Raw genomic sequence first — 13139 nt, 5'->3', positions numbered from 1 at the left:
TAGGTGCCAACCTTGGTTGGCACAAACCCACAGCGCCGACCAGGGTCGGCATCTACCAACACCGATTGCCGGCCAGCGGCCGGCACTACCCCTGCAACAACCGACGCACCGCCCTGGTAGGTGCCAACCTTGGTTGGCACGAATCCCACGGCGCCGACCAAGGTCGGCCTCTACCCACAGCGGTTGCCGGCCAGCGGCCGGCACTACCCCTGCAACAACCGACGCACCGCTCTGGTAGGTGCCAACCTTGGTTGGCACGGAATCACCGGCGCCGACCAAGGTCGGCCTCTACCCACAGCGGTTGTTCTACGACGGGCGATGGTTGCCCACGCCGGCCCGGGGGCGCCGCACCGCCATCAGACGTAGATCCGCGTCGGCGCCTCTTCAACGATCGCATGCGGCACGAAGCGCGCACTGTCGCGGGTGATCGCGCTGTCGTCTTCGCGGATACCGATGCCGCAGGCGTGGTCACCCACCACCCAGCTGCCGATCAGCGGGTAGCCGCCTTCGAAGCGGGTCAGCGGATGCGCACGCTGGATGATCGCCGGGCCATCGTAGGGACCGTCGCTGCGCTGGGTGCTGCCATCGGCCAGGTGCATCTCGATGTTCGCGCCTTCGCGCGAGAACAGCGGCTTGCGCACCCAGCCCGACGCCAGCGTGCTGCCGTCATCGAAATGCGCTTCCAGCAGGTTCGGATGGCCCACGTTGCGCTGCCACAGCAGCGGCAGGATGCCCTTGTTGCTCAGCACCGCCTTCCACGCCGGCTCCAGCAGCTGCACGCCCGAGCCGGGCAGCGCGCGGCCGAACTCCTCGGCCATCAGGTCTTCCAGTGGGTACAGCTTGAACAGCGTGCCGATCACCGAATCGTCCAGCGCGGTGAAGCGCCCGTCCTCGGACAGGCCGATATCCTCGATGGCGATGGCCTGGCCATGCAGGCCGGCCTGCGACGCACAGTCGCGCAGGTAGTCGACGGTGCCGCGGTCTTCTTCCGAACTGCCCACGGCGCTGAAATACAGCGGCGGCGGCAGCTGCGTGGCCAGTTCGCCGAAGCGTTCGACCAGCGCTTCGTGGATCGCGTTGAACTGGTCGGCATGCTGCGGCAGGCGACCGGCATTGCGCTGGTCTTCCAACCATTGCCACTGGAAGAAGCTGGCCTCGAACAGCGAGGTCGGCGTGTCGTAGTTCAACTCGTACAGCTTGGCCGGGCCGGTACCGTCGTAGGCCAGGTCCAGGCGACCGTACAGATGCGGCTGGCGCTGGCGCCAGCTGTCGGCGATCCAGTCGCGGTAATGCGACGGAATCGCCAGCTGGTCCATCAGGCGTTCGCTGCCGATAACATCGCCGACCAGGTCCAGCGCCATCTGGTGCAGCTCGGCGCTGGGGTCTTCGATGTCCTGCTCGATCTGGCGCAGGGTGAAAGCGTAATACGCGCTTTCATCCCAGTACGGCTGGCCGTCGATGGTGTGGAAGCGGAAACCCGCCTCTTCCGCGCGTGCCCGCCACTGGGCACGCTCGGCAATCCGGATACGCTGCATGGGTCGATCAGCCGCCGTAGCTGCCGCTGGTGCTGCGGCGTGCGCTGGTGTTGCCGAAGCCACCACGGCTGGCGGTGACCGCACGGTTCGGTTCGCTGGTGACCGGCGCCAGGCCCGCCTTGCCTGCGCCGATGCCGCTGGCGGTGTTCAGGCCACCACTGCCGCCCGGTGCCGGACGCGCCCAGCCGGCGCTCTTGTCCTGGTAGGCCGGCGACGCCGCCGGCGCCTGCGGCGCGAGGCCACCGCGGTTGCTCAGCATCTGCGACATGAAGAAGCCCATCATCATCGGGCCGATGAACGAGGTACCGGCCGAGGTGTGCTGCTGCACGCACTGTTCCGGCTTGTAGTCCTTCTCGCAGGCTTCCTTGCTGGCGTACTTCGGCGCCGCATCGGCGGCCTGCTTCTGCGCTTCGGCGAAGGCATTGCGGCACGACGAGGGATCGCCGGTGGCCTCGGTGCAGGCCTCCACCGAGGTGTACAGGCCTTCCTGCACCTTCACCTCCGGCTCCTTCTGGCAGGCGGTGAACAGCAGCGGCGCAGCGCTCATCAGCAGCAGCGCGGTGGTGCGGGAACGTTTCATGGCCTCATGCCCTGTCGACGGATCAATGCCCCAATGATGCCAAATCCGGACCAGCAACCGGAATCGGCAAAGTCCGAAAGATGAACGGACTTTCATTTTCGTCGTTCCCCATCATCCACGCATGGCGTGGATACATCGTGTCGACCAAGGTCGACACCCACCAACAGCATTGGGAAAGTGTCGAAGGCGGGGGGGTCCGGTTGCGGGGGCGTGAGCGCCATGGATGGCGCGACCGAGGCTACATGGACGTACTTGCGCCGTCCCCCGCAACCGGACCCACCCCGCCATCCCACGGATAGGCCAGCTGTTGCCGTTGCTTCGGCCGTTGCATTAGCACTTGCTTCGGCAGGTGCAGGGCGCAGCCCTGCCGAATCCTACCCGGTGGTTGCAGCAGCAACCGAAAAAATTGGCCATGATCGGCTGACCCCCACGTTGTACGGCCCGCCCGTTCCGCCAGCCATGCCTGAATACCGCTCCCGCACCTCCACCGCCGGCCGCAACATGGCCGGCGCCCGCGCCCTGTGGCGTGCCACCGGCATGAAGGACGGCGACTTCCACAAGCCGATCATCGCCATCGCCAACTCCTTCACCCAGTTCGTGCCCGGCCACGTGCACCTGAAGGACCTCGGCCAGCTGGTCGCGCGCGAGATCGAACGGGTCGGCGGCGTCGCCAAGGAATTCAACACCATCGCCGTGGACGACGGCATCGCGATGGGCCACGACGGCATGCTGTATTCGCTGCCCAGCCGCGAGATCATCGCCGACGCCGTGGAGTACATGGTCAACGCGCACTGCGCCGACGCGCTGGTGTGCATCAGCAACTGCGACAAGATCACCCCCGGCATGCTGATGGCCGCGCTGCGCCTCAACATCCCGGTGGTGTTCGTCTCCGGCGGGCCGATGGAAGCGGGCAAGACCAAGCTGTCCGAGCACAAGCTGGACCTGGTCGATGCGATGGTGGTGGCCGCCGATGACAGCGCCTCCGACGAGAAGGTCGCCGCGTTCGAGCGCAGCGCCTGCCCCACCTGCGGCTCCTGCTCGGGCATGTTCACCGCCAACTCGATGAACTGCCTGACCGAAGCGCTGGGCCTGTCGCTGCCGGGCAATGGCACCACGCTGGCCACCCATGCCGACCGCGAGGCGCTGTTCCGCCGCGCCGGCCGCCTGATCGTCGAACTCTGCCACCGCTGGTATGGCGGCGAAGACCCGAGCGCGCTGCCGCGCGGCATCGCCACCCAGGCCGCGTTCGCCAACGCGATGACCCTGGACATCGCCATGGGCGGTTCCACCAACACCATCCTGCATCTGCTGGCTGCCGCGCAGGAAGCGGAGGTCGACTTCGACCTGACCCACATCGACGCGCTGTCGCGGCGCGTACCGCAGCTGTGCAAGGTGGCGCCGAACACGCCGAAGTACCACATCGAGGACGTGCACCGCGCCGGCGGCGTGTTCGGCATCCTCGGTGAACTGGACCGCGCCGGCCTGCTCGAAACCACGGTGCCGACCGTGCACAGCGCCAGCCTGGCCGACGCGCTGGAACGCTGGGACGTGGTGCGCAGCGACAACGACACCCTGCATACCTTCTTCAAGGCCGGCCCGGCCGGCATCCCCACCCAGGAGGCCTTCAGCCAGGCCACGCGCTGGCCGACGCTGGACGTGGACCGCGCCGAGGGCTGCATCCGCTCGCTGCAGCACGCGTATTCGCTGGAAGGCGGGCTGGCCGTGCTGCGCGGCAACCTGGCCATCGATGGCTGCGTGGTGAAGACCGCCGGCGTGGACGAGTCGATCCATGTGTTCGAAGGCCCCGCGCGCGTCTACGAAAGCCAGGACGCCGCCGTTGCCGGCATCCTCGCCGACGAGGTGCAGCCGGGCGAGGTGGTGGTGATCCGCTACGAAGGCCCGAAGGGCGGCCCCGGCATGCAGGAGATGCTGTACCCGACCAGCTATCTGAAATCGAAGGGGCTGGGCAAGCAATGTGCGCTGCTCACCGATGGCCGCTTTTCCGGCGGAACCTCGGGCCTGTCGATCGGCCACGTGTCGCCGGAAGCCGCCAGCGGCGGTGTCATCGGCCTGGTGGAAAACGGCGACCGCATCCGCATCGACATCCCGGCCCGCCGCATCGACCTGCTGCTGGATGAGGCCACGCTGGCCCAGCGCCGCGCCGACGCCGATGCCCGCGGCTGGAAGCCGCGCGCACCCCGCCCGCGCAAGGTCACCAGCGCGCTGAAGGCTTACGCGCTGCTGGCCACCAGTGCCGACAAGGGCGCCGTACGCAACACCGCCCTGCTCGGCGATTGACCCCCGTGCGGTAGTGCCGGCCGCTGGCCGGCATCTGCACTGCGACGCCCCACATCAATGAGGTTGCCGGCCAGCGGCCGGCGCTACCCCTCCTGATCCGTTATGGTGGTCCAGGAAGTCACCAACACGGAGGTTGAGATGATGTTGCTTTCCTTTGCGCTGGCCGCTGCCATGGGCACGTCAGCCGAACCGCCCAAAGCCCCGGACTGCAGCTACGACCGTGCCGCGATGCTGGCGATGGAACCTGGCCGATTCGATCAGGATCTGGCAGGTGGCTGGCGCCCGCTGGCCGACCGTGGCTGTACCCGCGAAGCGGCCGACCTGCTGTCCGCCTACGGCGCTCTGCCCAAGGCAGAAGGCAACGTCATCATCACCTGGCACGAGGGCCAGCTGCGCGCGGAGCTGGGGCAGACCGCGCAGGCGATCACGCTGATGGAACGCAGCCACAAACCCGTGAACGCGGGCGACCCGGGTTACTGGAATGCCTACGTGGACGGCATGGTCGCGTTCCTGCGCCAGGACCGCAGCGCCCTGGAGAAGGCTCGTGCGAGGCTGGTCGCGATACCGACGTCCACCGCGATGGCGGAGAACATCAAGGACGGTCGCTACCAGTTCACCACCGAAGGCGGGCAGCAGGTGCAGATGCCGTGGCCACCGAACCTGGATGTGCTTGATGGATTACTGCGCTGCTTTGGCAAACCCTACACGGAGGCTTATGGGCCAGGCTGCCGGACGCCTGAAACAGGCACCCGGTAACCACCAAGCACCGCTGTCCGATCGTCAGCCCGTGCGGTAGTGCCGGCCGCTGGCAGGCATCTGTACAGTGCTCGCAAAAAAAGGGGACGGAGGGAATTAAGTCGTTTTTGCCATAAACGACTTAATTCCCTCCGTCCCCTTTTTGCTACCGGTCAGCCGATCACGCGCTTGAACGGTGGCAGCGCGTCGATGATGCGCTTGCCGTAGCGGCGGGTCAGCAGTCGCGAATCAAGAATGACCACGCGGCCGGTGTCGGTGGAGGTGCGGATCAGGCGGCCGGCGAACTGGGTCAGCGTGCGCAGCGCGTGCGGAATCGCGATCAGGTTGAAGGCATTGAGGCCACGCCCCTCGAACCACTCACTGAGCGTGGCGGTCTGCGGATCGGTCGGCACCGCGAACGGCACCTGGGTGATTACCACCGTGGTGCAGGCCTCACCGGGCAGGTCGAGGCCTTCGCCGAACGAATTCAGCCCGAACAGCACCGAGCCTTCGCCTGCCGCCACGCGGCGCAGGTGCTCGTCGATCAGCCGGGTCTTGGACATCTCGCCCTGCACCAACACCTGCTTTCGGCGCGCGGCCGACATCAGCCCGGCCACCTTCTCCATCTTCCAGCGCGAGGTGAACAACACCATCGAGCCCTTGGCCCAGTCCAGTTCGGTGTCGAGGTAGCGCGCCACTTCGCGCGGGTGGCCTTCGCGGTCGTCCGGGGTGACCGGGAACTTCGGCACGATCAGCTCGGCCTGGTTGGGCAGGTCGAACGGCGACGACAGCGAGACCATCTCGGCCTCTTCCGGAATGCCGTTGTCGATCGCCAGCGACTGGAAGTCGCCACCGCCGGTCAGCGTCGCCGAGGTCATCACCACCGAATCCACTTCATCCCACAGCAGCTTGCGCAGCACGTGCGCGGCCGACACCGGTGAGCCATGCAGCACCAGGTCGCCGTCGCGGGTGGCGGTGACCCAGCGCGCCATCGGCGGCGCGCCGTCCTTGTCCTCGCGGCGCCACGCCTGCCACAGGTTGTACTGCTGCTCGATCATCTCCAGCGCCATGCCCAGGTTGCGCTGCAGGCGCTCGCGCGCGGCATCGTCCGGCTTGCCCTTGGCGACCTGCGCGGTGGCGGCATGCGCCCAGTTGTAGAGGCTGCGGGTGTCGTCGGCCAGCGCTTCGATCGGCTCGCGCCAGGCGTCGGGCAGGCGCCCATTGGCCGCGCGCCACATCGGCTCTTCGTCGGCCGGCGCCGGCATCCACACCCGTTCGATGTGGTCGCGGAACGCGCGCAGTTGCTTGGCGACGTTGCTGGCCACCTCGATCGCTTCGTTCGGCAGCAGGTTGCCCAACCGATCCTTGTCGACCGCACGGTAGGCACCGGCGATCAGGATCTGCAGGCGGCCGGTACGCTTGGCCATCTCATCCAGCGCGAGGCTGGCCGCACCCTGGTCGATCGCCACGTTGCCGATGTGATGGCCTTCGTCCAGCACCAGCAGCATGTCCGACGGCGGCGCGATCAACGGCTGGCCGTTGTCGCTGTCACCGATCGACAGTGCCGACAGCAGCAGCGCGTGGTTGGTGACCACGATCTGTGCGTCGCGCACCGTATTGCGCGAACGCAGCACCGCGCACTGCGCCGAATAGGCACAGCGGCGCCCGGCACAGCCCGAAGCCGGCGTGGTGATGCGGCTGCGCAGGCCGGGGCTGATGGTCTCCGGCGCGTTGTCGATGTCGCCATCCCAGCTGCCGCCGGTGAAGGCATCGGTCAGGCGCTTGGCGATGTCCATCTCGATCGGCGCCAGCGGCCGGTCGAACAGCGGCGCGTCATCCTCGAACATGCCGCCCTGCGAGCCCTCGCCCTGCGCCTCGGCGGCGTTGCGCGTGCACAGGTAGCGGGTACGGCCCTTGGCCAGCGCCACGGTCGCTTCCAGGCCGGTGGCCTTGAGGAAATTCGGGATATCGCGCTCGACCAGCTGCGACTGCAGCGCCACGGTGCCGGTGCTGATCACCAGCTTCTTCTTGCTGGCCAGCGCGATCGGCACGCCGGCGGTGAGGTAGCCCAGGCTCTTGCCGACGCCGGTGGGCGCTTCGACCACGCCGACGCCACCGCTTTTCGACAGCGCACGCGACACCACGCCGATCATCTGGCTCTGCGAGCGACGGGTGGAGAAGCCGGGGGTATTGGCCTGCAGCGTCGTGTACGCCTTGCGGATCGCGTCCTTCAAGGTGTCATCGAGCGTGCGCGGAGCGGCGACGGTTTCGGTCACGCCGGGAAGTACCGTGGCTGGATCAGGCCGGTCATTGTCGCATGGCCGGCCGCGTTCACCGTCGCTGGCACCCTGAACGGGCCAGCGACGACGCCAGGCGGCGGTCACGGTCCGATGGGCGGACCGCCCAAGGGCCAGATACGCCGGGCATGGCCCGGCGCTACCGGTCAGGATGCCGGGATCGTGCGGGTACGCAGCAGGCGCACCAGCGCCCACACCAGCAGCACCACGCCGATGGCCTCGACCATCGCCAGCGCGAAGTGCAGCACGCCAAGGATGGCACTCATGCCCGAGATGGCGTCGAAGTTGCCGCTGTTGATCAACCACATCGGCAGGATGCCGGCGGCCATGCTGCCGAGGCTGGACAGCAGCAACAGCACCAGGCCGACCAGGGCGCCGGTGCGGGTGGCATCGCGCGGTGCGCCGACCACCCAGACCAGGCCCACGCACAGTGCGATCAGCACCGGCAGGCGCACGCCCACGATGCTCAGCACCGTCACCATCAGGGTCGTGTTGTCCATCGATCAGTCCTCGCCGGCCAGCACGGCCGAGCCCTGCCGCAGCGTCTGGTAGACCTCGTCGGTCTGCGGACGCACACCGTGCCACTGCAGGAAGCTCTCGGCGGCCTGCTCGACCAGCATGCCCAGGCCATCCACAGTATTGCGGCAGTTCGCTGCGCGCGCCCAGGCCAGGAAGGCGATGGCGGCCTCGCCGTAGTTCAGGTCGACGGCGGTGGTCATCGAGTTGACCAGCGACAACGGCAGCTTGAACTCGACGTCGCGGTCGCGGCCGGCCGAGGTGGCATTGACGATCAGTTCGAAGTCGCCCAGCTCGCGCAGGTCTTCCCAGTAGCGGCTGATCGCGCGGCCCGGCTCGCCCATCGCGTCGATCAGTTCATCGGCGCGTTCCGGCGTGCGGTTGACCACCACCAGCTCGGTGATGCCGGCATCAAGGAAGGCCGGAGCGACGCTGCGCGCGGAGCCGCCGGCACCGATCAGCAGCATGCGGCGGCCACGCAGGTCCAGGCCATGGCGGTCGGTCAGGTCACGCACCAGGCCGATGCCGTCGGTGGTGTCGCCATGCCAGCGGTCGCCCTTGCGCAGCAGCGTGTTGACCGAGCCGGCGCGGCGCGCACGTGCAGTCAGCGTGGTGCACACCGAGAACGCGGCTTCCTTGTGCGGCGAGGTGACGTTGGCACCGACACCGCCGTCGGCGGCGAAGGCTTCCAGGCCGGCCAGGAACGCATCCGGGGCCAGGTCGATCGCGCGGTAATCCACCGCGATGCCTTCCTGGCGACCGAACGTCGCATGGATCTGCGGCGACTTCGAGTGGGCAACGGGGTGTCCGAAGACGGCGTAACGGTCGGTCATGGAATCCTCAAGCTGGCTAGACTGATGCTCTTTCGTGCACGGACTCGGATGATGCGCATCACCCCGCCCCTGCTGGTGCTTGCCGCCAGTCTACTCTCTGCCCCCGTGGCGATGGCGTTGAACGAGTACGGCATCGAAGGCATGGGCGTAGTCTCGACCCGTGCCGACGAGGGCCGCGCCACGATCAGCGCCGATGGCCAGCGCATCGTTTTCGCCCGCCGTGGCGAGGCCGGTTGGGCCCTGTGGGAGGCGCGCGTGGTGGACGGCCGCTGGCAGCAGGCGCAGGCCTTGCCGGTAGGCGTGGCCGGTGAGGTCCGTGATCCCTACTTCAGCCGCGACGGCCGCTGGCTGCTGTTCGCGGCCGGCCGCGAGGGCGCGTTGGCGCTGTATCGGGCCGCTCTCGCCACCGATGGCCAACTGGGTACCGCGCAGCTGCTGGCGGGCGACGCGGGCCGCCGGGAAGAGCGCGGGCCGGCCCTGAGCGCGGATGGCAGGCAGCTGTTGTTTGCCCGCCAGCAGGGCCGTGGCGCCGGCTGGGACCTGTTCGTGGCGACGCTGGATGCGCAGGGACTGCGTGGCCCGGCCAGCGCACTGAGCGCGTTGAACAGCGCCGACGACGAGACCGACGGCGACTGGCTGGGGCATGACGGCCCCGTGGTGTTCAGCCGCGGCAACGGCACGACCACGCAGGTGTGGAGCAGCGGCTGTGCGTGGACCGGTGCGGCGCTGCAGCCATTGGGGCTGTCGTTCAACCAGGCCAGCGGCTGGACCGGCGCGCCGGTGATCGACAACGCCAAGCCCGGCGAGATGATGGTTGCCAGCAGTGCGGCGAAGGCACCGCGTGCCGGTGGCCTGGATGTGTACCGGTTGGCCGTGCCGAAGGTGGCGGCGGTTGCGGGGTGCGCGCCGGGCGCACGGTGACGGCAAACGCCAACCAAGGTTGGCGGCTACCCGGGCGATGGAGGCGCCAGGTGCGTGCGGTAGATCCACGCCGTGCGTGGATGGCCGCTTGGTAGATGCCAACCTTGGTTGGCATGCGGGAAAGTGCCAACCAAGGTTGGCACCCACCCGTCAGCGCGACAACACCTTGGCGCGCAACTGCTCGTACTCCACTTCGCTCAGCTGGCCGTTGTCCTTGCGCTGGTTCAACGCGGCCAGTTCGGCCTGCACGCTGTCCGGCAGGGCCTGCTCACGGGCGACATGGCGGGCGGCGGAGAGCTGCTCCGGCGGGCGCTTGCCGGCCCGCCAGGCGGCGATGAAGACACCAACGATGATGGCGCCGAACACCAGCGTACCGATGCCCCAGATCAGCCATTGCATCCATCCCAGTTCGGGTCCCATCGCGCATTCCTCCGTCTATCGTGGCGCTATTGTCAGCGCTCGCGCAGCCATCGCGCCACCTGCGGCGCGAAATAGGTCAGCACGCCATCGGCGCCTGCCCGCTTGAAGCCCAGCAGCGACTCCAGCACGCAGGCGCGTTCGTCCAGCCAGCCGTTGGCGAAGGCGGCCTTCATCATCGCGTACTCGCCACTCACCTGATAGGCGAAGGTCGGCACGCCGAATTTTTCCTTCACCCGGCGCACCAGGTCCAGGTACGGCATGCCCGGCTTGACCATCACCATGTCGGCGCCCTCTTCCAGGTCCAGCGCGATCTCGCGCAGGGCCTCGTCGCCGTTGGCAGGGTCCATCTGGTAGGTCTTCTTGTCGGCCTTGCCGAGGCTGGCGGCGCTGCCCACCGCATCACGGAACGGACCGTAGAACGCCGAGGCGTACTTGGCCGAGTAGGCCATGATGCGCACGTTGATGTGGTTGTCGGCATCCAGCGCACGACGGATCGCGCCGATGCGGCCGTCCATCATGTCCGACGGCGAGACGATGTCCACACCGGCCTCGGCGTGCGATACCGACTGCTTGACCAGCGCCTCGACGGTGATGTCGTTCAGCACATAGCCCTTGTCGTCGATGATGCCGTCCTGGCCGTGCGTGGTGTACGGGTCCAGCGCCACGTCGGTCATCACCCCCAGTTCCGGGAATCGCGACTTCAGCGCGCGGATCGCACGCTGCGCCAGGCCGTCCTCCGCCCACGCCGCCGATGCATTCAGCGACTTCAGCGACGGGTCGATCACCGGGAACAGGTCGATCACCGGAATACCCAGCTCCAGCGCTTCTTCGGCCACCTTCAGCAGTTCTTCGATCGACAGCCGCTCCACGCCCGGCATCGACGGTACTGCGGTGCGGCCGGCCAGTTCGTGCACGAACACCGGGTAGATCAGGTCGTCGGTGGTCAGCGTGTTCTCGCGCATCAGGCGGCGCGAGAACTCGTCATGGCGCATGCGGCGCGGGCGGTAAAGCGGGTGGGACATGGCAGGCTCCGAGGAGTGGCTATTGCAACAGGTAGCCCTGCGGCAGCAGGGGTTCGGGCAATGGGCGTTCGCCGAGCGCGTCGAGCTGGTCGATCTCGATCGTGCGCACCAGCGCGTCCAGCGGCAGGTCGTTCGGCTCCAGGCCGAACGGGTCTTCCATTTCTTCGCCCAGCTGGTCCAGGCCGAAGAAGGCATAGGCCAGCACCGCCGACAGCACCGGCGTGCCCCAGCCCAGCGAACTGGCCAGGCCGAACGGCAGCAGCACGCAGAACATCCACGCGCAGCGGTGCAGCAGCAGGGTGTAGGCGAACGGCAGCGGTGTGGTGAGGATGCGCTCGCAGCCGGCCTGGATCGACGACATCGCATGCAGGCGCTCTTCCAGCTGGGTGTAGAGGATCGGGTCGAGGTCACCGGCGCGCAGGGCCTGCGCCAGTTCCCCAGCGATCATCGAGAGCAGCGCGTCGGGCACGTTCTCGCGCTGCCCGAGTTGTTCGCGCTGGCGCTTGTCCAGCCACGGCAGGGCCATCAGCGCCACGATGCGCCCGCGCAGGCGACCGGCCAGTGCATGAGCGAAGGCGGTGGTGAGGTAGGCGATGCGGCGGCGGCGGCCGGTGTCATCGGCCAGCAGCAGGTTCACCTGGCGGGCCAGCGAGCGCGATTCGTAGACCAGCTGGCCCCACAGCTTGCGGCCTTCCCACCAGCGCTCGTAGCAGGCGCTGTTGCGGAAGCTGAGGAAGATCGACAGGACCAGGCCGAGCAGGGTGAACGGCGTGACGGAAACGCGTTCGATGCCGGTGGGCGGCGCCAGTTCCACCACCGCAGCCACGGCAATGGACAGGATCAGGATGGCCAGCACCTTGGGCGCGATCGCTTTGACGATCGAACCGCGCAGGATGTAAAGCAGTTGCCAGCCGTGGGGACGGGGTCGGATGATCATGGGGCAGCCGCGCCGGGCGCGGATTCACAGGCACGCGGGGGGCTCGCGCAGCCATTCATTGTACGCCCCTGCCCGGCCATGGGCCGTGCGCCTGCGACGCCCTGTCGCACCCGGGTGCGGGCTCAGATCACGCCGCCACCCAGGCCAAGGCGGAGGATGCCGACCACCACCACGATGCCGTTCAGGACCAGGCCGGCCCAGGCCCGGCCGCGCTTGCTCGGGTGGGTGAACAGGATGCCGAGCGCGGCGATGACCGCGCCCACCGCAGCGAACGGGATCAGGAACCAGTTGCCCCAGCCCAGCAGTGGAATCAGCGCCAGGATCATCCACAACAGCGCCAGTACGCCCCACAACAGACTGATCACACCCATGCCGCTCTCCCGCAGTTGGTTCCTGCCCCAACCATAGACGTTCCCGCTGCCGCCGCCTACTGCCATTGGCGGGGCTGTCACCCCCGCCGTGCTAGCGTGCTGCCGTGCGTGCCCTGGCCCGGGTGTTGGCGCCGATTCAGAGTGGCCCGCCGATGATCGCAACCAGTCCTACAGGGGTCGTGCCATGAACATCCGTTGGGCCGCGTTGGCGGCCATCCTGCTGGTCGCCGCTGGCTGTGCCAGTACCTCCAAGGTGATGCTGGGCCGCGCCCGCGCACCGATCGATCCGGCGCTGGTGCAGATCTATTCGACGCCACCGGCCGGTTCCCAGGAAATCGCCCAGCTGGAATCGGCGTCCGCCGTCGGCTTCGGCACCCAGGGCCAGACCGATGCCGCCGTGGCACGCCTGAAGCGTGAGGCCGCCGCGCTCGGCGCCAATGGCGTGGTGTTGATGGGCGTGGGCAGCAGTGGCTCGCCGGTGGGCATGTCGGTCGGCGCCGGCACGTTCGGTTCGCACGTCGGTGGCGGCGTCGGCATCGGTATTCCGACCACGCAGAAGCGCGCCGCCGGCGTCGCGATCTGGGTGCCGAATCCGGCACCGCCCGCGCGGTTGCCGACACAGGTGATTACGCCGCAACCGCAGCGGTGACCCGAGAGGGTCACCGCCGGTAGTG

Annotated in this window: 13 protein-coding genes; 4 read left to right on the top strand and 9 right to left on the bottom strand. The window is 68.1% G+C overall.

All coding sequences use genetic code 11. The features are described from left to right. Positions 1–356: 356 nt before the first annotated feature. Positions 357–1535: a glutathionylspermidine synthase family protein gene (locus V3B48_RS13895; protein ID WP_329893903.1), complete on the bottom strand. Its 1179-nt coding sequence runs from the start codon at positions 1533–1535 to the stop codon at positions 357–359. A gap of 7 nt (positions 1536–1542) precedes the next feature. After that, positions 1543–2115 (bottom strand): DUF1190 domain-containing protein, encoded by a 573-nt coding sequence (locus V3B48_RS13890; RefSeq protein ID WP_014038869.1) that lies wholly within the window; start codon positions 2113–2115, stop codon positions 1543–1545. A 459-nt stretch (positions 2116–2574) separates the two neighbouring features. Between V3B48_RS13890 and ilvD the strand changes: the two genes are divergently transcribed. Both ilvD and V3B48_RS13880 read left to right on the top strand, forming a co-directional pair. Beyond that, complete coding sequence (gene ilvD, locus V3B48_RS13885; protein WP_329893902.1) at positions 2575–4413, top strand: dihydroxy-acid dehydratase; 1839 nt, start codon at positions 2575–2577, stop codon at positions 4411–4413. A 138-nt stretch (positions 4414–4551) separates the two neighbouring features. Continuing rightward, the gene (locus tag V3B48_RS13880) at positions 4552–5169 is read left to right on the top strand and encodes a hypothetical protein (RefSeq protein ID WP_329893901.1); all 618 of its coding nucleotides are present in this window, start codon (positions 4552–4554) and stop codon (positions 5167–5169) included. A 152-nt stretch (positions 5170–5321) separates the two neighbouring features. On the opposite strand, the gene dinG is transcribed toward V3B48_RS13880, so the two are convergent. The 3 genes from dinG to aroE all read right to left on the bottom strand — a co-directional run bounded on the left by dinG (position 5322) and on the right by aroE (position 8794). After that, positions 5322–7424 carry an ATP-dependent DNA helicase DinG gene (gene dinG / locus V3B48_RS13875; protein WP_094001302.1) on the bottom strand — a complete coding sequence of 701 codons (2103 nt, stop codon included), beginning with the start codon at positions 7422–7424 and terminating at the stop codon, positions 5322–5324. 167 nt (positions 7425–7591) lie between these two features. Then, on the bottom strand, positions 7592–7945 hold the full coding sequence (locus tag V3B48_RS13870; protein WP_049400872.1) for a hypothetical protein: 354 nt from the start codon (positions 7943–7945) through the stop codon (positions 7592–7594). 3 nt (positions 7946–7948) lie between these two features. Then, positions 7949–8794, bottom strand: coding sequence for a shikimate dehydrogenase (gene aroE / locus V3B48_RS13865; RefSeq protein ID WP_071228545.1), 846 nt, complete (start codon positions 8792–8794; stop codon positions 7949–7951). Positions 8795–8842: 48 nt separating this feature from the next. Between aroE and V3B48_RS13860 the strand changes: the two genes are divergently transcribed. Beyond that, a complete protein-coding gene (locus tag V3B48_RS13860) occupies positions 8843–9715 on the top strand; it encodes a hypothetical protein (RefSeq protein WP_329893900.1) in 873 nt (290 codons plus the stop codon). Between the two features lie 150 nt (positions 9716–9865). Here V3B48_RS13860 and V3B48_RS13855 read toward each other — a convergent pair whose 3' ends face one another. From V3B48_RS13855 to V3B48_RS13840, 4 genes are all read right to left on the bottom strand, one after another. Beyond that, a complete protein-coding gene (locus V3B48_RS13855; protein ID WP_049424121.1) occupies positions 9866–10135 on the bottom strand; it encodes an SHOCT domain-containing protein in 270 nt (89 codons plus the stop codon). 32 nt (positions 10136–10167) lie between these two features. Further along, positions 10168–11157, bottom strand: coding sequence for a porphobilinogen synthase (gene hemB, locus V3B48_RS13850; RefSeq protein WP_329893899.1), 990 nt, complete (start codon positions 11155–11157; stop codon positions 10168–10170). Positions 11158–11176: 19 nt separating this feature from the next. Then, on the bottom strand, positions 11177–12094 hold the full coding sequence (locus V3B48_RS13845; RefSeq protein ID WP_197615690.1) for a bestrophin family ion channel: 918 nt from the start codon (positions 12092–12094) through the stop codon (positions 11177–11179). Between the two features lie 122 nt (positions 12095–12216). After that, positions 12217–12465 (bottom strand): hypothetical protein, encoded by a 249-nt coding sequence (locus V3B48_RS13840; protein ID WP_006475755.1) that lies wholly within the window; start codon positions 12463–12465, stop codon positions 12217–12219. A 184-nt stretch (positions 12466–12649) separates the two neighbouring features. On the opposite strand from V3B48_RS13840, the gene V3B48_RS13835 reads away from it, so the two are divergent. Beyond that, positions 12650–13114 (top strand): hypothetical protein, encoded by a 465-nt coding sequence (locus V3B48_RS13835; RefSeq protein WP_014038879.1) that lies wholly within the window; start codon positions 12650–12652, stop codon positions 13112–13114. Positions 13115–13139 lie beyond the last annotated feature (25 nt).

This window comes from Stenotrophomonas sp. SMYL20 (assembly GCF_036320045.1).
GTDB classification, from domain to species: Bacteria; Pseudomonadota; Gammaproteobacteria; order Xanthomonadales; family Xanthomonadaceae; genus Stenotrophomonas; species Stenotrophomonas maltophilia_A.
Note: the sequence above shows the minus strand (reverse complement) of the source record. Positions and strands in the feature narration are given on the sequence as shown.